Origin of the sequence: Coprobacter fastidiosus (assembly GCF_030296935.1) — a bacterium.
Classification (GTDB): domain Bacteria; phylum Bacteroidota; class Bacteroidia; order Bacteroidales; family Coprobacteraceae; genus Coprobacter; species Coprobacter fastidiosus.
In genome coordinates this window covers 2,044,435-2,065,830 of the sequence record NZ_AP028032.1, presented here as the reverse complement: position 1 = coordinate 2,065,830, position 21,396 = coordinate 2,044,435, and the positions used below count along the sequence as shown (strand labels likewise).

The window sequence follows — 21,396 nt, the reverse complement described above, 5'->3', positions numbered from 1 at the left end:
TCTTAATACGAAATAGAAGAGTTAAGGAGTATGTTCATAGCATGCTCCTTATCTTTTTGTAATTGATCGGTCAATTCTTTCAATCCGTTCATTTTTTTTTCAGAACGGAGACGGGCTATAAATTGTATTTTGATATACTGCTCATATAGGTTGCCTGAAAAGTCGAATAGATGGGCTTCTATGCATATCTCTCCATCGGAATGCACGGTAGGACGGTTACCGATATTTACCATTCCATTATAGTGATATTTCCTGTTTACTATGATTCTGACGGCATATACTCCGTTTGCCGGGATTATTTTGTGCAGGTTGTTGATGGCTATATTAGCAGTGGGAAAACCTATTTTTCTACCGATTTGGTATCCCGAAATGACATATCCTTGCAGTGCATACGGATGGTTTAATAACAGAGCTGCTTCAGATACATTTCCTTCGTTAATTAATTTACGGATTACGGAAGAACTTACATTTATATGTTTTTCCCCCGGCATATACATTTTTGCCTGTAGAACATCTATTCCCAATATTTTCCCATATTTTGCATAGTCATCGAATCCCTCGCTCCTATTGTGACCGAAACGGTGATCATATCCAATGAAAAGACATTTCAAAGAATAGTTATCTATTAAAAATTCAATAAATTCAAATGCGGACATTTGAGACATTTCAACCGTAAAGTCGAGAACAATACAATAATCCAGTCCGGTTTCAGAAAGATTATTGATTTTTTCCTCGAAAGTATTGATCAGTTGAGGACAGTAATCGCTATGTAATACCTCTCGGGGATGGTTACGAAATGTTATCACAGCCGATGACATGTCCCGGCTTTGAGCTGTAGAAATAATATTGGAGATCAAAGACCGGTGTCCGGAGTGTACTCCATCGAAAAAACCGATTCCGGCAACTATACCGGTTTCGATAATAGTATGGGGTTGTTCTATGATCTGCATTTGTAATTTATAAATCGAAAATAAATGAAAAATCTTCTCGGGGAGCAACTAAATAGGTTTGAAATCCGAATTTACGGGCAGCATCGATATTCTTTTGCGAGTCGTCGAGAAACAACGTCTCTTGTGGTAATATTCCGGAATCAGCAATGATCTTTTCAAAAATTTTCGGAGAGGGTTTTGTTACACCGAGTTGATATGATAAATATAATTTATCGAAATAATCAGGAATATTTAGCCCTTGTATCCGGAATAATTCGGGAATTCGGCTTTCGAACATAATAGGGTTTGTATTGCTGAGCATAAAAAGCCGATAAGATTTATGCAGTTGACGTAATAATGTCAGTTTTTGTTCCGGTATTCCTACAAGAAAACGGTTGAATGCTTCATCGATTTGTTGGTCTGTGATTGCCTCACCGATATGTTTCCGGACTTCATCCCGAAATTCGGTTGCAGAAATAGTCCCGTCTTCCAAGTCCATGAACATTCCTTTTTGTTCATATTCTCCCAGATATTCAGTAATATCCGAAAATCCCAGATCTTCGAATGCATCGATACATTTTTGTTTATCGAGATCCATTAGAACACCGCCTAAGTCAAAGATGATAGTCTTGATATTTTTCATTATACCGGTAAATTTATTGATCAAATGACGCACAAAAATAAACAAACTTTGTCTATGAGGTACGAAACGTTTCTCTATTAACGTTTATTTCCAATATTCAAGAGGATAATGATAGAAGTTTCTCATTTGTCAGCATGTCGGGTATCAATTTTTTTTGATAGTCTGAATTTAAGATGTGAATAGGAGAAGGTGTTTCTCAGGATATTTCTGAATGGGAGGTAAAGTTTATCTGATTTTTGGTGATAATTGGAGTGTGAATGCAGATACTTGATGTAAAAAACAAAAAATAATTTTGGTGATTCGAAAAAAAAAATTACTTTTGCAATCACTTTCGGGAATGCTCCGAATCGGTCCTATAGCTCAGTTGGTTAGAGCATCTGACTCATAATCAGGGGGTCCTTGGTTCAAGCCCAAGTGGGACCACATTTATAGTTTAAATCGTCTGTTAGATTTATATCTAATAGACGATTTTTTTTATATATCAGATGTCTGATAGTGAATTGGTAAAAAATATTTTAGATCGATATATAATTTTGTTTTTAATATTTTATTATTTCACTGATATTTATTTCATTTGCATAAATGAATAGTAAATTTCTGACGTTTTTTCTTTTGTAAAGAACTTCTGATAAGAAATTTTTCCTTTTTATCGATTGTATTAATAAAACATGATATGCGCAAGATATTGCTTTTATCTTTGTTATTTATACTCCCCTTTTGTGCTTATGCACAATTTGGGTTGATTTCAAATGCTGTTTCTAAATCAAAACAAAAGAAGATCGCCAAACAAAAAACTTTACTCATACAGCGTTATTTGCAGCTCGATACTATCATCGGTGATACGTTATCGATTTTGCGAGTTCCACAAGATGAATTGAATAAGGTTCTTGATTCGAAAGTTGCCACAAGGATCTTTCGCTTGCAGAAAGATCTCGATACTGAGAATAAAAAGTATCATGAAAATAAGGATGTCGCTCTTAATAATATCTCGGACGATTTATTTTTGTTGGGGATAATAGATAACGGATGGGATATTTCTTATTATCAGCGAGAGAGAGATGCTTATGATAAATATCAAAAGGTTAGGGAATCAGAGAAAAAAAAGAAGCTTGTTCTGGAGAAGGCCCGTCGGGATAGTTTGAAAAAAGCCCGAATGGCTTTAGGGGAACTTCAACGCAAGGAGCGATTGTTGCGTCAAGATAGTATTAATAAAATAGCGGCACAAAAAGCCGATAGTCTTGCTTTGGTAGAAAACCCCTATCTTTATTTGAGCCGGGCAATGGAAGACGTTGCTCCACATAGACAATTTACAGTTTTTTATGGCATCGATCTTGATTTTGCAATGCCTCGTCTGTCTATGTTTTTGCAAGGAGACCTGATGAAACTGACTCCGGTTGATTTTAAAGCTGTTCAATCGGGGGTTATGGAGAAATACGAACCCCGCATTTCAACGGAAAAAGAGTATTTAAATGTGAGGTATTATATAAAAAAAGAGGGTAAGCATAATAATATAACTCGTTGTGAGATTGTCGGTACTGCGGATTTGGCGGTCCGGCTTTATATTCATTTTTGGCCTCAAAAGTTAAAACTCGGAGGCTATAAACGAGGGGAAATTGCACATTATGAATATTTAGGAGACCGTGTTTCTTTATATGGTATATCTCCGAATATATATAAAATCATAATTACTTCAGGTAATGTGAAAATAGATTATTATAAAAATTTCCATATTAAATAGAAGAGTGTATGAGACGAGTAAGATTTTTGGTTTGTTGTATATTTTTATGGGGGATGTCTTATCTATTACATGCTCAAATGTTGGTGGTATGTGCACCGGAGTATATAGAAGAGATGAAACCTTTCGTGACATGGAAGATACAGAAAGGAATTCCGACGCAAATGGTGTCTATGTCGGAAATTGGAGAGACGTATGAGGAATTAAGGGATTATGTGAAAGATTATTATCAGACGCATCATAATCGTTATCTTTTGTTGGTTGGAGACGCAAATCAGGTACCGATCAATTATCTTCCCGGTTATGATGTAACGCCGTTTACACCTTATACCGATGCTGAATACGGATATGTTTCCGGGACATATCCTCCTGAAGTTTTGGTCGGTCGTCTTTCTGCGGAAACGGCAGATGATGTCAAAGTCCAAGTCGAGAAGATTATCTTTTATGAGAAGAATGTGGATGAGAATGCATCCTGGCTTTCGCAATGCGTGGGTATTGCAGATCCTTTGGCTACGGATAAAGGGGACAATGACGAGACAGATATTCAGCATATCCGTCAAGTGAATTCGGTTTTAGAGCAATATGGTTATACGACGCATGAGACGAGTACGAAAAAAGAGTTGACGGATTTGTTGAATATAGGTTGCGGAATTGTGAATTATGCGGGACATGGCTTTATGTCGGGGTGGGCTACTTCGGACTTTTCGGTTTCGGATGTAGCGGCATTGTCTAATGAAGGAAAATTTCCTGTAATTATTTCGACCGGATGTGATAATGGAAAATTCGCTACCGGGACATGTTTTGCCGAATCGTTTTTGCGGGCTCGTAATAGTGCTGGAGATCCGATAGGGGCGGTTGGAATGTTGGGATTTTCAGCTCAGGTTACTTGGAATCCACCGATGTTGGGACAAGATGAAATGGTCAGAATCATGACTTCTCCGGATATTCCCGATTCCCGGAAAACTTTTGGCGAAGTTGCGAATGAAGCATATCGGAAAGTGATTGAAAAATATAGAGGCAGTGGAGAAGATGCTGCAAAAGAGTGGATATTGTTCGGAGATCCGAGTATGATGTTACGCACCCGTATTCCCGGAAGAATGGCCGTTTCGCATATCGAGGCGGCAGATAATGGAATTACGTCTTTATCTGTCAGTTGTGATAAAGATGGTGCTGTCGTAGCTTTGTCAGAAGGGAATAATTTATTGGCTGTGCAGACTGTTGAAAAGGGGAAAGCCATGCTTGATTTTCCGGCGGTAACCGGAGATAAGATATTGACTGTTACGGTGACCGCTTTTGATAAGGTTACTTATATGGGTCAAGTTGTTATCGGAGATGGTTCTGGTTTAGAAGTTGCTGATAGTGATGCTTCTGTGACGATCTATCCTAATCCTTCACGGGGAGAAATTCGTATAGACGGATTATCTGCTTCTTCAGCTTTTATTTCAATATATTCTTTAGACGGAAGCCTTATAAGAAAAGCCGAAGTCGATCCAAATACTTCTATTCCTTTGAATGTAGAGCCGGGTACTTATTTTTTACATTTGCAAAGTGACGGAAGATATATTGTTCGTCGTATTTTAGTAACGGAATGAAAATGATGTAGCTATTGTTTGACTATAAGAAATTCAAGAGCCTGCCTAAACTTTCTAATAAGATTTAGGCAGGCTCTTGAATTTTTGATTATTATATGCTTAATTGATCTAAAGTGAATATTTTTATTTTTTGAAACAGGGAAGTATCAGTAACCCACTTAATTTCTTTTTCCGGGGAAAAAAATTCTCTATTATGTTTTTTCTAATTGATACGTTAAGTCTATTTTACGAAATTATTAATTATGTGCGTCTATCTTTGTTTTTGTAATCGTGTAAAAGGTGTCTGCATATAAAGCACATTACAGTAACTGTATATCAAAAACAAAAATAGTTGTACATGAAAACAAAAATGTTGTTCGCTGCTGCACTTGCCGGTGCGGTCTTTTTTTCTTGTAAAGAGCAAAAAGCTCCCGTAGAAGAGCTTTATAGCCGAGTTGACCCGTATATAGGTGCGGGAGGTCATGGGCATGTATTTGTCGGAGCTAGTGTTCCGTTCGGTGCAGTACAGGCCGGTCCTAATAATATTCATAAAGGTTGGGACTGGTGTTCTGGATACCACTATTCTGACAGCATTATTATCGGATTTTCTCAAACTCATCTGAATGGAACAGGCTGCTCCGATATGGGGGATATACAGTTGATGCCTTATCCGGGAGATGTGAAGATAGATCGGGGAGAGCAAAATAATATCGAGGGAGCTTATGCTTCTACTTACAGTCATAGCAATGAAAAAGTAGAGCCGGCTTATTATTCTTTATTGATGGATAATGGCGTAAAGGCTGAATTGACGGCTACCGCGCATGCCGCAATGCATCGTTATACTTTCCCTATCGACCAGATGGCAAATATTATGATCAATTTGGTAGAAGGTAATGGGGATAGGGCAGATTCTACTTATATAAAGCTGGTAGATCGTAATACGATAGAAGGATATCGTTTTTCTAAAGGATGGAGTCCCAGACATAAAATCTTTTTTGCAATTAAAAGTAATGTCCCTGTAGATCAGTTAGCAGTTTTTGATAATGATCAACCGGTTGAGGAAGAAGAAGGATATGGGTTGATTAAAGGTGTCGCTCGTTTTGAAAAAGCACCATCAAATGTTGTTTGGAAAATCGGGATTTCATCGGTAAGTTGTGCAAATGCTATGGAAAATCTGGATGCAGAGATGCCGTCTTTCGATTTTGATAGTGTTGTTATTGCCGGTAAAAAACTGTGGGAACAAGAACTTTCACGAATTGCGATTAAAACGTCGAACGAAAGATATAAGAAAATTTTCTATACCTCCCTTTATCATACGGCTATTGCTCCTACGAGATACAGTGATGTAAACGGAGATTTTCGGGGACATGATGATAAAATATACAGAAATGTGCCTTATACCAATTATTCGACACTTTCTTTATGGGACACTTATCGTGCGTTGAATCCGTTGTTTACGATTATTCATCCGCAAATGATTCCGGATATTGTAAATTCGATGTTGGGTATTTACGATCAGCAAGGACGTCTTCCTATTTGGCCGTTGGCAGGAGGAGAGACGAATTGTATGCCGGGTTACAGCGCTATTCCGGTTATTGCAGATGCCTATTTAAAAGGGTTCGATGGCTTTGATACCGAACGGGCTTTTGATGCATGTGTCAAATCAGCTACTAATCCGAATCAAAAGGGTATTTCTTTCTTGATGAATCGTCGTTATATCCCTTGTGATTCTGTTCATGAAGCCCCCTCTTTTGCCATGGAATATGCTGTCGGTGACTGGGGTATTGCTCAAATGGCGAAACGTATGGGAAAACAATCTGATTATCGTGTTTTTGCCGAACGAGCTAACTATTTTGAAAATTATTTTGATAGTTCTATCGGGTTTATTCGTCCCAAAATGGCTGACGGAAGTTGGCGGACTCCTTATGATCCGTTCATTAATGTTCATGGACGGGGAGATTTCTGTGAAGGAAACGGTTGGCAATATACTTTCTTTGTCCCTCAAAATCCGGAAGGGTTGATCTTGTCGTTTGGCGGAGATGAAGGCTTTACAAAAAAATTAGATGAATTTTATGTCGCAGAGGGAGATCTCGGAGAGTATGCCGCTCCTGATATTTCGGGATTGATCGGACAGTATGCGCATGGAAATGAGCCGAGTCATCATGTCGCTTACCTTTATGCGTTTGCTGGACAACAGTGGAAAACTGCTGAAAAGGTACGCTATATTATGGATCATTTCTATACAGATCAGCCGGACGGAATTATTGGAAATGAGGACTGCGGTCAAATGTCAGCTTGGTATATACTCTCTTCTATGGGTTTTTATCAAGTGAATCCGTGTAACGGTGTGTTTGTATTCGGAAGTCCTTTGTTTGACGAGGTGTCGATCACGCTGCCTGAAGATAAAACATTTATTGTAGAAGCGATAAATAACGGTCCGGAAAATATTTATATACAAAAAGTCGAATTGAATGGAAAACCTTATTCTCGTAGCTATATCCTTTATCAGGATATTATGAAAGGTGGAAAACTGACTTTTTATATGGGAGATAAGCCGAATTATGATTTTGGAACAGCAAAAGAAGATCGACCTGTTTCTTTAATTTTCGATAAAGAGTAGAAATCCGGTTAATATTAGGAATATAGAACAAAGGCTGTCGCAAAATAGAAATCTGCGGCAGCCTTTGTTCTATATTTTGATCGAAAAATGTAGGTTATCGATTTGTTAATCGATTATTAAGTGCCAGTTATAAGAGTGGTTAATATTCTGCATTTACCTTTGTCTTGTAATCGTTTTAATTTATATATCATGAAAAGAATTTCATTGTTGCTATTTGTCCTTTTGGGGTTTTCTATTTTGGTTGAGGCTCAGAAGACGATTTGTAATCCGCTCGATCTGAGTTATGGTTGCGGAGGTAAAGATGCCAATAAGCCCTATAGAGAGTGTGCCGACCCGGTTATTGTGACGTTTAAGGAGAAGTATTATTTGTTTACGACTCAAGATCGGGGAGGGTATCGTATGTCGGACGATCTTATTCACTGGAAAGATATGGAGTTCAGCGATAATGTCCGTAAAGATGCGATTGCTGACGGAACGCACTATGTTGCGCCCGCTGTGGCTGCTGATAGTAATTATGTGTATTTTTTCGATTTCAACGGAAAACGAAGTCCGGGATTGATAATCCGATCTTCAGACCCTTCTACCGGGAAATGGGAACCTTTCGGGAAAATCCGTATGTCGGCAGATCCTCATTTTTGGATAGAGAACGGGAAAATATATGTATATAACGGTTTAGGAGGCCCGGGAGAATGTTTTGAATATGATATGCAGAAAAAGGAGGTTATCCCTCAATCGCAAAGTATATTGCGTCCTCGTATAACAAATATGGATACATGCGCCGGGTATCATTTCGGACAACATGAATTGGCTCGGGAGTTGGAGGCCGGGAAGTTGAAATATAATTTCAAACGGCAGCCCTGTCCTGAAGGCAGTTGGATGGTAAAACATGATGGGAAATATTACCTCCAATATGCAACACCCGGGACAGCATCCCAATGGTATTGTGATTTTGTGTTGGTAGGAGATAACCCGAAAGGACCGTTTGTAGAACAGCCTTATAATCCTATCTCGTTGAATGTCGGGGGATTTATGGGAAGTGCCGGGCATAGTTGTGTCTTTCAGGATAAATATGAAAACTGGTGGCAGGTTTCTACGATGTGGGTAGGTAAATATACCGGATTCGAACGTCGGGTCGGCTTATTTCCTGTGAAGTTTGATAAAGAAGGGCGAATGAAAGTATATACTCGCTTCGGAGAATATCCCTCATATATCCCGCAAAAGAAGTTCGATCCTGATAAAATCAATTGGACAGGTTGGAATCTTTTGTCCAAAGATAAGGAATGTACTGCTTCCTCGTTTGAAAAGGGAAAAGAACCTTCCAAAGCTGCCGATGAGGACATTCGTACATGGTGGGCTGCTCGGTATAAGAAACCGAATGAATGGTTATGTATGAATTTGGGAGGAGTAAAGACCGTGCGGGCGATACAGGTCAATTTTACCGAAATAGAGATCGATAAAAATTTAAAAGATGCCGATGATTATAATTTATATAAGTTATATGTATCGAAAGATGGGAAAAATTGGACATTGTTGATCGATAAGAGTAAAGAAAAAGCTTATACGCATGATTATATAGAATTGGAAAAACCGGTAAAAGCCGCGTATATCAAAATAGAAAGTATTTATAGTGCTAAAAACGGAAAGTTTGCCTTGTCTGATTTACGGGTTTTTGGAGAGGGCAACGGAAAGTTACCGAAGCGGCCGGGAAATGTTTCTGTGTTACGGGATGGAAAGGATGATCGTTATGCTACTGTAAAATGGAATAAATCTCAGAATGCTGAAGGATATATCGTACAATTCGGATATCGTAAGGATTTCTTGAATCAGACGATTCGGGTGAAAGATAAAGACAAGACGTCTTTAGATATTCATATTCTCATACCCGGACAAAAGTACTATTATCGGGTGGATGCATATAATGAAAACGGAGTGGTTGAGGGACGGAATATTGTGGCGGATTGATATGGAAAACTTGTTCGTTTTTTTCGATAAAAAATGCCTGTGCGAAATGTAAATAGATTTTAAAGGAGATTCTGAAAGTCCGATTTAAAGAGATAAACACCGTGTCTGTTTAGGCTCGGCGTTTGTCTCTTTATCAACTATGTTGTGACTTTTCTATAAATGAGCATTCGGATTATAGTTCATTTCTTGGGTTGCCTCTTTGACCTCTTCAGTTGTTGTCTTTTCGTTATCTGCTTTATCTATAGCCATTCCGGCATATTTTTCACTGGGAGCAATGCATTTGTTGATATATTCTGCACCACTGCCTTTCAACTTATCTCTGAATGTTTTTGCCGGACAAATATTGAGGCTCTCATCATAGCCGACTAATGCGATCTTTTTTGATTTGAGATCTGATTTTTTTAATAAGATGACAGCGTTCTTCCATTCGTCAGACAACTCTCCGGCTTGCCAGTTGGGAGATACGAAAACAAGGGTATCATAATTTTTTAGTTTTTCCTTTGTCATCGATATAAGAGGGAAAGTGTCGGACTGTTTGACATCCCATTTTTCAGAAGCCTCTTTAATCGTATTTCCTCTTTTTTCGATATGTGAGTCATAAAATATTGCAGTTTTTCCCATAAACTATATTTGTTTTTTGATTTATCGTTTATGTCAAAACAACTCATCGGTACAAAAGGTTTTTCTCTGTCGGGTTTCCGTAGCAATATTTATAGAAAATAGTATTTAATTTTCTGCCGACAACTGTTCTGTTAAGAATGTTTTAACTTCTTCTATCTCTATGTCTTTCGATATTATGCGTCTTTCGGAGTCCAGAATGTAGAAAGACGGGGAGAGCGGAGTGTCATAAAAATTATCATATCGGGATATATCCCTATCAGGATCCCATAGATTTGTCCAGTCTTGTAGTTTATGTTTCTGTATGAAAGAGCGCCATAAATTTATATCATCAGAGATATTGAATGCAACAATACTCAGTTCTTTCGGTGTATATTTTTTGTAAAGTTTATGCAGAGAAGGGATTGCTTCTTTGCAGTGAGTGCAGTCGGGATCATAGAAACAGATAATCATATATTTCCCGGAGAGATCTTTTAAATTTAATGTATCGCCTTGTGGTGTTAAGGCTGTGAAAAGAACGGCTTTTTCTCCGATCAGGCAGTGTTTTTTTAATTTTACGGTATATTTTAACCGTTCTATCCATCCCGGATCTTCATTTCCGAACGGTTGTTTTAAATAATACCGCTCTGCCAGTTTTACCCAAACGTTTTCCATCCACGGTATTTGACTGTCGATTGCCCGGTAGAATAAAAAATCCAGAGTCCATTGCTTTGCTTTATCGGATGAGCAGTTGTCTATCAACCGACAGCTTACATTGAATATTGTGTCAGGTTGTTGATAAATAACCGAATCCATGAAATATGCAAGCCGGTGAGAAAAGTCCGGAATATTGAAATCTTTATGATTCAAAAAATCTATGAATGTTTTTATATTATCTTGAGACACTGAGTATTTGTCAGAGGTTTTATTCTTTCCATTTGCTTTCGGAACAAGTAAGGAAAAAAATAAACAGATAAAAAATCCGACATAAGAAATCTTTTTCATATCCTGTTAATCTTTTATGGACTGATATATGACCGATTGTATGCGAGGACGAATATTCAGGGACATTAGAGCCGTATTCCAACGATGAGCATAGACCCGATTGCTTAAAAATATAAAAATCAAATCATTTTCCGGATCAACCCAAAATGCTGTTCCCGTATAACCTGTATGTCCATAAACACATTCCGGAGCTTCTTCGCAGGTCGGGCTTTTTTTCGTGTTTTGCATATCCGGCTTGTCGAAGCCCAATCCTCTTCGGCTATTGGGACTTTTGGTTTGAGTAAAAAGTTTAACCGAATTTTCAGTTAAGATACGTTTGCCGCCGTAAACTCCTTTGTTGAGCATCATTTGCAGTATTTTTGCCATATCGGTCGAATTGGAAAACAATCCCGCATTTCCACTTACACCTCCAAGAAAACAAGCCAGTTCGTCATGAGGATATCCGATCATAATCTGTTTTCGTAAAAACTCCTCGTTTTCGGTGGGTGCGATTTCTGATCTGTTTATTTTCAATAATGGTCGGAAAGTGGTTCTGTTGGCTCCTAAAGGTGCAAAAAAGTTTGTCATCAAATATTTATCAATACTTTCTCCTGTAATGTTTTCCACCGCTTTCTGAAGCAGGACGAAATTGAGATCGCTATATCGGTATTTCTTATTTTCGAACGGTTTTATTTGGTAGATAGCATTTAGAATAGTATCCTTTAATGCCGGAGATGCAAATAAATTTTCAGCGATAGGGATAGTAAAATCTTTTTCTTTGACCGAAGAGAATAAGTCCGGACGAAGTTTGCTGTCTTTATGGGCGAATAATTTTTTCTCAACCTGAATCCGGTAATTGATGTCTCGGCTACCTTTATATAGGGGGGCTTTACCCGGAAGAGTATCTGTCAGCAGCTTTGCGATAGGAATACCCGAAGGTAATCCGGTTTCGTGGAACAGGACTTTGCGAATTGTAATGTTCGGAGAGAATGTTTTCCGGATTTCCGGAATATAACGGCTGATTCCGCTGTTGATGTTGATTTGGTTTTTATCGTTTAACAACATGATTGCCGGGATTGTTGCGATTGCTTTGGTTATCGATGCGACATCATAAACATCTTCGGACCTTACCGGATGGGTATGGGCGTAATCGAAATAACCGAAAGTACGGTCATAAACGATCTTCCCTTTTCTGGCAACTAGAATTTGGCATCCGGGAAAAGCTTTTTGTTGAATACCTTCTTTTATTATGGTATCGATTTTTTGTAAGATACGGCTGTCCATTCCGGCTTCTTCAGGAGTGGCATATCCTAAGCGGGTTATCGGAGTTTTCAAGCCTTCTCCCATAGCATATAAACCCTGTATGTTAACCGGCAATTTACCTTTTGCTTCTATACCTCCGAATAATAGTTCGGCTGCATATTCTTGAGCTAACGGAGTGCTTTCGTAAGCCATTATTACGGCTTCTGCATCGGGTAATATGTCTTTATATGCATTTAAAGTATAAGGAGATACGAAAAAGACAAGGATAGGGCGTTTCCCTTTGCAAGCTCGTTTTACGAGTTCGATATTTTCCTTTTTTTCAGAATATATGCCGATGATTATCGTATTATATTTTGATAGTTGCTGAATTGTTTCGTTGGTTAATGCCGGTTTCATACCTGCATATAGTAGTGAAGGGGTGACCTCTGCATAATTTTGAAGCATGTTTTGGAAAGAGGTTTTAGCTTTCACACCTACCGAGACAGCTCCGAATGTCCGTTTTTCGAGATCTGAAAAAGGGATCGTATTATTCTTATTTTCTAATAGAGTCACTGAACGGGCGAAGAGCTGGCGAGTGATTCGTTCGGCATTAGGATTGTTAAGCTCTTCGATAAGGTTTTCCGTTTTGATCGGTCGGTATTGGTTCAATCTGAGTATATATTTGTAACGCAATACTTTAAGACATTTCTCCTCAATTATCTGGTGAGATATTTCATTATTTTCCAACGCTTTTTCTAACCGTTCGATTTGAGTTCCCGGAATAATCGGTTTTAACAATATGTCATTTCCGGCTAACAATGCGGTAAGAGCTTGATCGGGATAAGACGATGCTCCTTTCATTTCTAAAGCGTCAGTAAAAGTCAATCCCCGGAATCTGAGTTTTTGTTGTAATAAGGTATCGACGATAACCGGAGAAAGAGAGGCCGGTAACTCTGTCGTACTGTCTAATGCCGGAATAAGCAGATGTCCGGTCATCATTCCGGATAATCCGGCATCGATATAATGTTTAAAAGGCAATAGTTCGTTTTTTTCAAGATGTATTTTGCTGTGATTGACGACCGGAAGTGTGTGGTGAGAATCTTCGGACGTATCGCCGTGCCCGGGAAAATGTTTTCCGACAGCCATGATCCCTTCGCTTTCGAGACCTTTGGCGTATGCGATTGCTTTACGGGCTACCTGTTCCGGATTTTCACCGAATGATCGCCTTCCGATTACCGGATTCTGCGGATTGGTATTGACATCGAGTACCGGAGCGAAGTTTACTTGTATTCCCATTCTGCGACATTGACGTCCCATTTCTTTGCCGTAAGCATAAATAAGGCTGTCGTTGCGGATTGCTCCCAATGTCATATTGATCGGGAATTTTGTCGTATTCTTTAACCGCATGGCAAGTCCCCACTCACCGTCCATCGTGATCATGAGCGGAATTTTTGCTAGAGATTGGGCGTAATTGGTTAATTCCGCTTGTTTTTGTACATCCCCGCTTGTAAATAACAGACCTCCAACTTTGTATTCTTCAACATATTTGCGTATCAGTTCTTTGTTCTTTGCGGATGTGTTGACATCGACTGCCAACACAAAAAGTTGCCCGATACGTTCTTTTACGCTCATTGAGTCGAAAACCGAATCTACCCAATGCTCCATTCTTTGGGAATCTGCTTTTTTATAAAGATCAGGTTCCCGTTTTGCTTGTACGGGAAGTATAAAAAACAATATAAAAAGAATTGGCAATATTCGGTCTTTCATTGATTTGTTTTTTTTATTTTTCTTGAATGAGCCTGTTGTCTAACGAGGCTTTCAGTTTTTCTCCTTTAGCCGTTTTGTCTGCTATATATTGCAACATGACGTCTCTCAACCGCAAATCCAAATCGGTGCGTGACACTGAATTTTTAAACGGGATCAGTTCATCGTTGCCATTGGCTATGTAATCGATTGTAGCTATTGTATATAATCGGGAATCATCGATTTTTTCTCCGTTGATTTTTAGTCCGTATGCTTTCCCGTCTTTCCCGATTTTTACTTCTACCTGTTTGCTTACTCCTTCACCTCCGCGACGGGCTATGATATCAAAAAGATCTTTTACATCTTTTCCTTTCAGAGTAATTACGGAAATGCTGTTTTCGAACGGGAAAATACTGAATATATTTCCGACCGTAATATCTCCTTCAGGTAAAGATGTGCGTATTCCGCCTATATTCATGACTCCGAAATCACATTTCTTTCCGGTATTTTTTTCTGCAGTTTCCACTAACAAATCGGAAGTGAAATTCGACAGACAGCTCTGAGGACGTTCTACGTCCATTGCTATTTCCGATTGTCCGATTACACGGGATGTGATACTGTCGACTTTTGTTTTGTAAATATTTATAATTTCGGCAACTGACGCATCGGGGGAAGCATCGAGCCTTTCTGTTACGGGAATGGTATATCCTTTGCTTTCTATGACTGTATAATGAGTCGCAGTACAAGCTGTGATAGTGTATAAAACGACTCCGACGATAATATATTTCAATGTATTCATAAATTCTTTTTATTCTTTTTCAACGGTTAACTCTATGATTCCGACGTTCAGACCGCTTTTGCCGGTTTGCCCGATAATAACATCTTTTCCTAATTTATTTTTTACTTTTTTGGCCACAGGCAATAAAGTATGCGTATGTCCGCCGATAATAACATCTATATTTTCGCTTTGTTCTGCTAATTTGATGTCATCAGGCACGTTTCCCGGCTCTTCAAAACCTATATGTGACAAGATGACAATGACGTTTACCCCTTTTTCTTTTAATTGTGCCGCTACTTTATTGGCTGTCTCGATAGGATCATGGAAGATGATGCCTTTAAAGTTTTTGGCTTCGATAAGACTTTCCGGATTTACCCCTAACCCTATAAAACCGACCGTAATGCCATCTATTTCTTTGATGACGTAAGGTTTTATTTTAGAAGCCAGAGCTGTTTTGCTGACGTCGTAATTTGTATTTATAATATCGAATTTTGCAAGAGAGTACATTTGTGCGAGGGCTTCTATTCCGTTGTCGAATTCGTGATTTCCTATCGTCCCTATTTCATAGCCTAAAGCGTTCATCAGTTCTATCTCGGTTTTCCCTTTGAAAAAATTAAAATAAGGGGTACCTTGAACGCAATCTCCGGCATCGACTAAAAAAACGTTTTTTTCGACATTACGAACACTATCTATAAGAGCCTTTCTTCTTAAAATTCCTCCCATGTCCGGGTCTTTAGAAGCTGATTTTGATGTCGGCTCTATCTGACTATGAGTGTCATTTGTGTGTATAAATACAATTTTTTTAGTTTCCGCCTGTAATGTCAACGTGATGAAGCTCAAAAAAAAGAAAGCGGATAGAATTTTTGTTCGCATGATTTTATTGTTCCTTTTGTTTTATTCTGATGACTTTCATTGCGAAAATAACAAACTTTATCGGGGCTGTGAAACCCAATACCGTTATTAACGTTTATTTGTTGTTAAGGAAGTTTGCTCGTTCGGTATTTCCGTTTGCAAAAAAAATCCCTTTGATTTGGTTATCTGGCAAATAAATTGTTACTTTGCACCGCTTTTCGTAATCTCTGGCAGGAGAAGAGTACCCTGTTACATTACGTTTCAATACAAACATTTTAAATAGCTATTAAAAATGGATCTGATTAAAGTTGCAGAAGAGGCATTTGCTACCGGAAAACAACACCCGAAATTCAAGAGCGGGGATACGATTACCGTAGCATACCGTATCAAAGAAGGTAACAAAGAACGTATACAGTTGTATCGTGGCGTTGTTATCCGTATCTCAGGACACGGTGATAAAAAGCGTTTTACAGTTCGCAAAATGTCTGAGAATGTGGGAGTGGAAAGAATTTTCCCGATCGAATCTCCGTTTATCGACAGTATTACTGTAAATAAAATCGGTAAAGTGCGTCGTGCTAAATTGTATTATTTGCGTGCGCTTACCGGAAAGAAAGCCAGAATCAAAGAAAAGAGAGTGTAATTATTCTCAAGAAAGGCTATATAAAAACCGCTTCGGAAATACGAGGCGGTTTTTATTTTGTATTAGTCGTGGTTTGAGCAAAATTGAGGATTTCTGAGTAATTCAAAATCTTCATAAAATTATTTTTGTCCCGTTTTTAGATAAAATTTTAAGCAGGAATAATAACATATAACAATTTTCTGTGTATAAAAATATTTTCGTTTTTCGTACCTTTGCGTCGCATTCAGAAAACAGGTTATAATTATAAAACAGATACACAATGAAAAAGAAGGCGTTTCTTATGATTTTGGATGGCTGGGGTATCGGCGATCATGCGAAAGATGATGTTATTTTCAATACTCCGACACCTTATTGGGACTATTTATTGGCGACTTATCCTAATTCCCAATTGCAGGCTTCCGGTGAAAATGTAGGTTTGCCCGATGGACAAATGGGAAATTCGGAAGTCGGTCATCTTAATATCGGCGCGGGACGTGTCGTATATCAAGATTTGGTAAAGATCAATAGAGCTTGTGCAGATAATAGTATTTTGAAAAATCCTGAAATTATTTCTGCTTTTTCATATGCAAAAGAAAAAGGGAAGAATATCCATTTTATGGGATTGACTTCTGATGGAGGAGTACATAGTTCTCTCGATCATCTTTTTAAACTTTGTGATATAGCCAAAGAATATAATCTCGAGAATGTATTTATTCATTGTTTTATGGATGGCAGGGATACCGATCCGAAAAGCGGTGAAGGCTTTATAAAACAACTCTATGCTCATTGTGAAAAGAGTGCCGGAAAAATAGCGTCTATTATCGGACGTTATTATGCTATGGACCGGGATAAACGCTGGGAACGTGTTAAAGAGGCTTATGACTTATTGGTAAACGGAGTAGGTAAAAAGGCCGATTGTATGGTGAAAGCTATGCAAGAATCTTATGATGAGGGAGTAACCGATGAGTTTGTTAAGCCGATTGTCAATGCGAATTTTGACGGGACGATCAAAGAGGGAGATGTGGTTATATTTTTCAATTATCGGAATGACCGGGCAAAAGAGTTGACCGTTGTTCTTACTCAACAGGATATGCCGGAATTCGGGATGCATACGATTCCTAATCTGCAATACTATTGTATGACTCCGTATGACGCATCTTTCAAGGGCGTACATATCTTGTTCGATAAAGAAAATGTAGTAAATACATTAGGCGAATTTTTAGCTTCGAAGGGACTGAAGCAGCTTCATATTGCCGAAACGGAAAAATATGCACACGTAACATTCTTCTTTAACGGAGGGCGTGAAACTCCGTTCGATAACGAGGACCGCATTTTAGTACCTTCGCCGAAAGTTGCTACTTACGATTTAAAACCGGAGATGAGTGTTTACGAAGTAAAAGATAAACTCGTAGCAGCAATAAATGAAGATAAGTATGATTTTATCGTCGTGAATTATGCAAATGGCGATATGGTAGGACATACCGGAGTATATGAAGCTATCGAGAAAGCTGTCGTTGCCGTAGATGCTTGTGTAAAAGACGCTATCGAAGCAGCTAAGGCAAACGGATATGAAGCTATTATTATTGCTGATCATGGAAATGCAGACCATGCTTTGAATAGTGATGGCACACCGAATACGGCACATTCCTTGAATCCTGTTCCGTTTGTATATGTGACGGAAAACAAGTCTGCGAAAGTGGAAAACGGAATTTTGGCAGATGTAGCTCCTTCGATTTGTCATATTTTGGGAATTGTTCCTCCTGCCGAAATGACGGGTAAGTGCTTGATTAACGATTAAAAAATTTGAAGGTTCGTAATTTTATATGCAATGGATAATAGGAATGTCCCTGTTATCCATTGTCTTTTAGTAAGAAAAATTTATGTTGCAGATACAAGATACGTTGGTTAGTTTTGATGTAGTCGAGAAAGAATTTATCTGCGATCTGGAAGCTTGCCGGGGTGCTTGTTGCATTGAGGGTGATGCCGGAGCTCCGATCGATGAAGAAGAGCGGAGAAAATTAAAAGAAGTATTACCGGTGGTATGGAATGACTTGACTCCTGCTGCTCATCGGGTAATAGAAGAACAAGGAGTTGCTTATATCGACGAAGAAGGAGATTTGGTTACCTCTATTGTCAATGGGAAAGACTGTGTATTTACCTGTTATGAGCCGGGAGGCATGTGCCATTGTGCCATAGAAAAGGCTTATCGGGAAGGGAAGACCGATTTTTATAAACCGATATCTTGCCACCTTTATCCTATACGTCTGACGGCTTATGATACTTTTACGGCAGTGAATTATAGCCGATGGAAAATTTGCAAGGCTGCTGAAGTTTTAGGTAGAAAAGAGGGGGTGAAAGTATATCAGTTTCTTCGAGAACCTTTAATTCGCAGATTCGGTCAGGAATGGTATGATGAGTTGTGCCTGACTGTTGCCGAATATGAAAGGCAGAAAAAGGGAAAGTGATATTTTGATTTTTTATGAAATAACCTCATGTAGTTTTGAGCAGAAAGTGGCATGAGGGATTTTTATTTTTATAATCTTGTATTTATCTTATGAATTAAATATTTTCCAATGGAAATTTGTTTTATTGAAAAATATATCTATCTTTGCAATATTATTTTCTTTTGGAAAATATTTTTGTAAGAAATAAATAGAGATAATATGAAATATTTAATTGTAGGAGGAGTCGCCGGTGGAGCGACAGCAGCGGCTCGGCTTAGACGGAATGATGAACAGGCTGAGATTATATTGTTTGAAAAAGGTAAGTATATATCTTATGCCAATTGCGGATTGCCTTACTATATCGGTGGCATAATACAGGATAGAGAAAAATTATTTGTGCAGACCCCTGAAATATTCGGAAAACGGTTTAATTTGGATGTCAGGACAGAATCGGAGGTCATTTCTGTAGATCTCGGTCAGAAGAGAGTCCTGGTGCGTAACGGTAAAGGAGAAGAGTATGCCGAATCTTACGATAAGCTGCTTTTGTCTCCGGGAGCAATACCCGTACGTCCTCCTCTTCCGGGAATCGATTCGGAGGGTATATTCACTTTGCGTAATGTCGATGATACCGATGACATTAAGAAATTTCTCCAGACTCGAGACGTGAAGAAGGCGGTTGTTGTCGGTGGCGGATTTATCGGGTTGGAAATGGCGGAGAATCTTTGGCATAATAATATACGTGTTTCTGTCATCGAAATGGCAAATCAGGTAATGACTCCGGTCGATTATTCGACTGCGGCTATAATACACGAACATTTGCGTCAAAAAGGTGTGGATTTGTTGTTGAATGAGAGTGTAATCTCTTTTGAACGAACTGCTTCCGGATTAAAAGTGAATTTTAAAAGCGGGCGGGTCATAGATACCGATATGGTAATTCTGTCTATCGGAGTTCGTCCGAATAATTCGTTGGCTGTTAGTGCCGGGTTAAAAATCGGGGAACGGGGAGGAATTGTCGTTGATAAATTTCTCCGGACTTCGGACGAGAGTGTGTATGCCGTAGGGGATGTTATCGAGTATCCGCATCCGTTGACCGGAAAGCCTTGGATGAATTTTTTAGCAGTTCCTGCAAATCGTCAGGGGCGTATTGCTGCTGATAATATGAGTAAAGGAAATGTCGTCATGTATGAAGGCGCTGTCGGGACTGCAATTGCGAAAGTCTTTGATATGACGGTAGCAACTACCGGCTTGCCGGCTAAGCGCTTAGCTCAGGAAAGCATTGATTATTGCTCTTCTATTACCCATTCGGGGTCTAATGCCGGTTATTATCCCGGAGCAGCACCTATGTCGATAAAAATTACTTTCGACCGACTGACCGGAAAGTTATATGGAGCTCAGATTGTAGGATATCAAGGTGTAGATAAGCGGATAGATCAATTTGCTCAGGTAATTAAGCATAATGGAACGGTGTATGATTTAATGACGCTGGAGCATGCTTATGCCCCGCCTTTTTCTTCAGCGAAAGATCCTGTAGCTATTGCTGGATATGTTGCCGGAAATATTTTGGAGAAAAAAATGAATCCGTTTTATTGGAGAGAGTTGAAGACTCTTGACCGAAATAAAGTAACGTTGCTCGACGTCCGTACAGCAGATGAGTTTGCATTGTGTTCTATCGAAGGGGCTAAAAATATACCGTTGGACGAATTGAGAGAACATTTGGATGAAATTCCTCGGAATAAGCCTGTATATGTATATTGTGCTGTCGGCTTAAGAGGGTATTTGGCTTCTTGTATTTTGAAAGGAAACGGATTTCAAGAGGTGAAAAATCTTTCGGGCGGATATAAAACTTATAGCGCAGTAATGCATTCTCTCTCCTGAAATTCCGCAGTGTGAACTGGATGCGGTTATTCAGGATATCGATAATCAGAAAGCGCAAAAGCCAGTTGGCGTCTTAACTGTGGATGCGTGCGGATTGCAATGTCCGGGGTCTATACTCAAACTGAAGAAAAGTATCGATGAGATAGCGCCGGGAGAACGTGTAGAGTTGATTTCCTCTGATCCGGGTTTCTTAAGAGACAGTGCTGCGTGGTGTAAGCAGACAGGGCATAAGCTTATCGCTCAAACGGAAGCATCGGGAAGATTCTCGACTGTAGTTGAAAAGAATGTGAAGAAAGATGTGGACGTTCAGTCGGTATGTAGTACTACTCCCAAAGGGAAAACTTTTATTCTGTTTAGCGATGATTTGGATAAGGCTTTGGCTACATTTGTATTGGCAAACGGTGCGGCTGCAACAGGAGGAAAGGTGACTTTGTTTTTTACGTTCTGGGGTCTGAATGTTATAAAGAAGGAGATAAAACCAAAGGTTAAGAAAGATATTTTTGGCAGGATGTTCGGATTTATGCTGCCTTCGGACTCTTTGAAACTCAAACTTTCCAAAATGAATATGGGAGGATTGGGTAGACGTATGATGCGCTTTTTGATGAGTAAGAAAGGTGTAGATTCGTTAGAATCTATGCGACGTCAGGCTTTGGAAAACGGAGTAGAGTTTATTGCTTGCCAAATGTCTATGGATGTTATGGGCATACATCCCGAAGAGTTGTTGGATGAGGTTTCTGTAGGCGGAGTAGCTACATATATGGCTAAGGCGGATGAATCTAATGTGAATCTTTTTATTTAAGGA

The 21,396-nt window shown here is 39.0% G+C and carries 14 protein-coding genes, 1 tRNA gene and 1 pseudogene; 9 read left to right on the top strand and 7 right to left on the bottom strand.

Going from position 1 to position 21,396, the window contains the following annotated elements; translation table 11 throughout:
- Positions 1-2: 2 nt before the first annotated feature.
- Complete coding sequence (locus QUE35_RS08190) at positions 3-950, bottom strand: bifunctional riboflavin kinase/FAD synthetase (protein ID WP_022602966.1); 948 nt, start codon at positions 948-950, stop codon at positions 3-5.
- A gap of 7 nt (positions 951-957) precedes the next feature.
- Entirely contained in the window at positions 958-1,572 is a 615-nt protein-coding gene (locus tag QUE35_RS08185) for an HAD family hydrolase (RefSeq protein ID WP_022602968.1), read from the bottom strand.
- A gap of 349 nt (positions 1,573-1,921) precedes the next feature.
- Between QUE35_RS08185 and QUE35_RS08180 the strand changes: the two genes are divergently transcribed.
- The 5 genes from QUE35_RS08180 (at position 1,922) to QUE35_RS08160 (ending at position 9,460) form a co-directional block, all read left to right on the top strand.
- Positions 1,922-1,995: transfer RNA gene (locus QUE35_RS08180), tRNA-Ile, on the top strand.
- Positions 1,996-2,245: 250 nt separating this feature from the next.
- Positions 2,246-3,310 carry a hypothetical protein gene (locus tag QUE35_RS08175; protein WP_022602969.1) on the top strand — a complete coding sequence of 355 codons (1,065 nt, stop codon included), beginning with the start codon at positions 2,246-2,248 and terminating at the stop codon, positions 3,308-3,310.
- Between the two features lie 8 nt (positions 3,311-3,318).
- On the top strand, positions 3,319-4,899 hold the full coding sequence (locus QUE35_RS08170) for a C25 family cysteine peptidase (protein ID WP_081705756.1): 1,581 nt from the start codon (positions 3,319-3,321) through the stop codon (positions 4,897-4,899).
- A 337-nt stretch (positions 4,900-5,236) separates the two neighbouring features.
- On the top strand, positions 5,237-7,498 hold the full coding sequence (locus tag QUE35_RS08165; RefSeq protein WP_022602973.1) for a GH92 family glycosyl hydrolase: 2,262 nt from the start codon (positions 5,237-5,239) through the stop codon (positions 7,496-7,498).
- Between the two features lie 189 nt (positions 7,499-7,687).
- On the top strand, positions 7,688-9,460 hold the full coding sequence (locus QUE35_RS08160) for a family 43 glycosylhydrolase (RefSeq protein WP_022602975.1): 1,773 nt from the start codon (positions 7,688-7,690) through the stop codon (positions 9,458-9,460).
- Positions 9,461-9,613: 153 nt separating this feature from the next.
- Here QUE35_RS08160 and QUE35_RS08155 read toward each other — a convergent pair whose 3' ends face one another.
- The 5 genes from QUE35_RS08155 to QUE35_RS08135 all read right to left on the bottom strand — a co-directional run bounded on the left by QUE35_RS08155 (position 9,614) and on the right by QUE35_RS08135 (position 15,677).
- Positions 9,614-10,081 (bottom strand): flavodoxin family protein, encoded by a 468-nt coding sequence (locus QUE35_RS08155; protein WP_022390276.1) that lies wholly within the window; start codon positions 10,079-10,081, stop codon positions 9,614-9,616.
- 105 nt (positions 10,082-10,186) lie between these two features.
- Positions 10,187-11,062, bottom strand: coding sequence for a TlpA family protein disulfide reductase (locus tag QUE35_RS08150; protein WP_022602977.1), 876 nt, complete (start codon positions 11,060-11,062; stop codon positions 10,187-10,189).
- Between the two features lie 6 nt (positions 11,063-11,068).
- A complete protein-coding gene (locus tag QUE35_RS08145) occupies positions 11,069-14,050 on the bottom strand; it encodes a serine hydrolase domain-containing protein (RefSeq protein ID WP_022602979.1) in 2,982 nt (993 codons plus the stop codon).
- Positions 14,051-14,063: 13 nt separating this feature from the next.
- Positions 14,064-14,825, bottom strand: coding sequence for a 5'-nucleotidase C-terminal domain-containing protein (locus QUE35_RS08140; protein ID WP_022602980.1), 762 nt, complete (start codon positions 14,823-14,825; stop codon positions 14,064-14,066).
- A gap of 9 nt (positions 14,826-14,834) precedes the next feature.
- Entirely contained in the window at positions 14,835-15,677 is an 843-nt protein-coding gene (locus tag QUE35_RS08135) for a bifunctional metallophosphatase/5'-nucleotidase (protein WP_031258939.1), read from the bottom strand.
- Positions 15,678-15,948: 271 nt separating this feature from the next.
- On the opposite strand from QUE35_RS08135, the gene rplS reads away from it, so the two are divergent.
- The 4 genes and pseudogenes from rplS (at position 15,949) to QUE35_RS08115 (ending at position 21,393) form a co-directional block, all read left to right on the top strand.
- Positions 15,949-16,296: a 50S ribosomal protein L19 gene (rplS, locus tag QUE35_RS08130; protein ID WP_009318129.1), complete on the top strand. Its 348-nt coding sequence runs from the start codon at positions 15,949-15,951 to the stop codon at positions 16,294-16,296.
- 259 nt (positions 16,297-16,555) lie between these two features.
- On the top strand, positions 16,556-18,073 hold the full coding sequence (gpmI, locus tag QUE35_RS08125; protein ID WP_022390271.1) for a 2,3-bisphosphoglycerate-independent phosphoglycerate mutase: 1,518 nt from the start codon (positions 16,556-16,558) through the stop codon (positions 18,071-18,073).
- Positions 18,074-18,155: 82 nt separating this feature from the next.
- Positions 18,156-18,740 (top strand): DUF3109 family protein, encoded by a 585-nt coding sequence (locus QUE35_RS08120; protein ID WP_022390270.1) that lies wholly within the window; start codon positions 18,156-18,158, stop codon positions 18,738-18,740.
- A gap of 198 nt (positions 18,741-18,938) precedes the next feature.
- Positions 18,939-21,393 (top strand): annotated as a pseudogene (locus tag QUE35_RS08115) (FAD-dependent oxidoreductase).
- Positions 21,394-21,396 lie beyond the last annotated feature (3 nt).

Bases quoted from the DNA above. Each gene is read 5' to 3' on its own strand.
- QUE35_RS08150 (WP_022602977.1), bottom strand. From the start codon at position 11,062: ATGAAAAAGATTTCTTATGTCGGATTTTTTATCTGTTTATTTTTTTCC.
- QUE35_RS08170 (WP_081705756.1), top strand. From the start codon at position 3,319: ATGAGACGAGTAAGATTTTTGGTTTGTTGTATATTTTTATGGGGGATG.
- QUE35_RS08120 (WP_022390270.1), top strand. From the start codon at position 18,156: ATGTTGCAGATACAAGATACGTTGGTTAGTTTTGATGTAGTCGAGAAA.
- QUE35_RS08140 (WP_022602980.1), bottom strand. From the start codon at position 14,825: ATGAATACATTGAAATATATTATCGTCGGAGTCGTTTTATACACTATC.
- QUE35_RS08175 (WP_022602969.1), top strand. From the start codon at position 2,246: ATGCGCAAGATATTGCTTTTATCTTTGTTATTTATACTCCCCTTTTGT.
- QUE35_RS08155 (WP_022390276.1), bottom strand. From the start codon at position 10,081: ATGGGAAAAACTGCAATATTTTATGACTCACATATCGAAAAAAGAGGA.
- gpmI (WP_022390271.1), top strand. From the start codon at position 16,556: ATGAAAAAGAAGGCGTTTCTTATGATTTTGGATGGCTGGGGTATCGGC.
- QUE35_RS08145 (WP_022602979.1), bottom strand. From the start codon at position 14,050: ATGAAAGACCGAATATTGCCAATTCTTTTTATATTGTTTTTTATACTT.
- QUE35_RS08135 (WP_031258939.1), bottom strand. From the start codon at position 15,677: ATGCGAACAAAAATTCTATCCGCTTTCTTTTTTTTGAGCTTCATCACG.
- QUE35_RS08160 (WP_022602975.1), top strand. From the start codon at position 7,688: ATGAAAAGAATTTCATTGTTGCTATTTGTCCTTTTGGGGTTTTCTATT.
- QUE35_RS08185 (WP_022602968.1), bottom strand. From the start codon at position 1,572: ATGAAAAATATCAAGACTATCATCTTTGACTTAGGCGGTGTTCTAATG.
- QUE35_RS08190 (WP_022602966.1), bottom strand. From the start codon at position 950: ATGCAGATCATAGAACAACCCCATACTATTATCGAAACCGGTATAGTT.
- rplS (WP_009318129.1), top strand. From the start codon at position 15,949: ATGGATCTGATTAAAGTTGCAGAAGAGGCATTTGCTACCGGAAAACAA.
- QUE35_RS08165 (WP_022602973.1), top strand. From the start codon at position 5,237: ATGAAAACAAAAATGTTGTTCGCTGCTGCACTTGCCGGTGCGGTCTTT.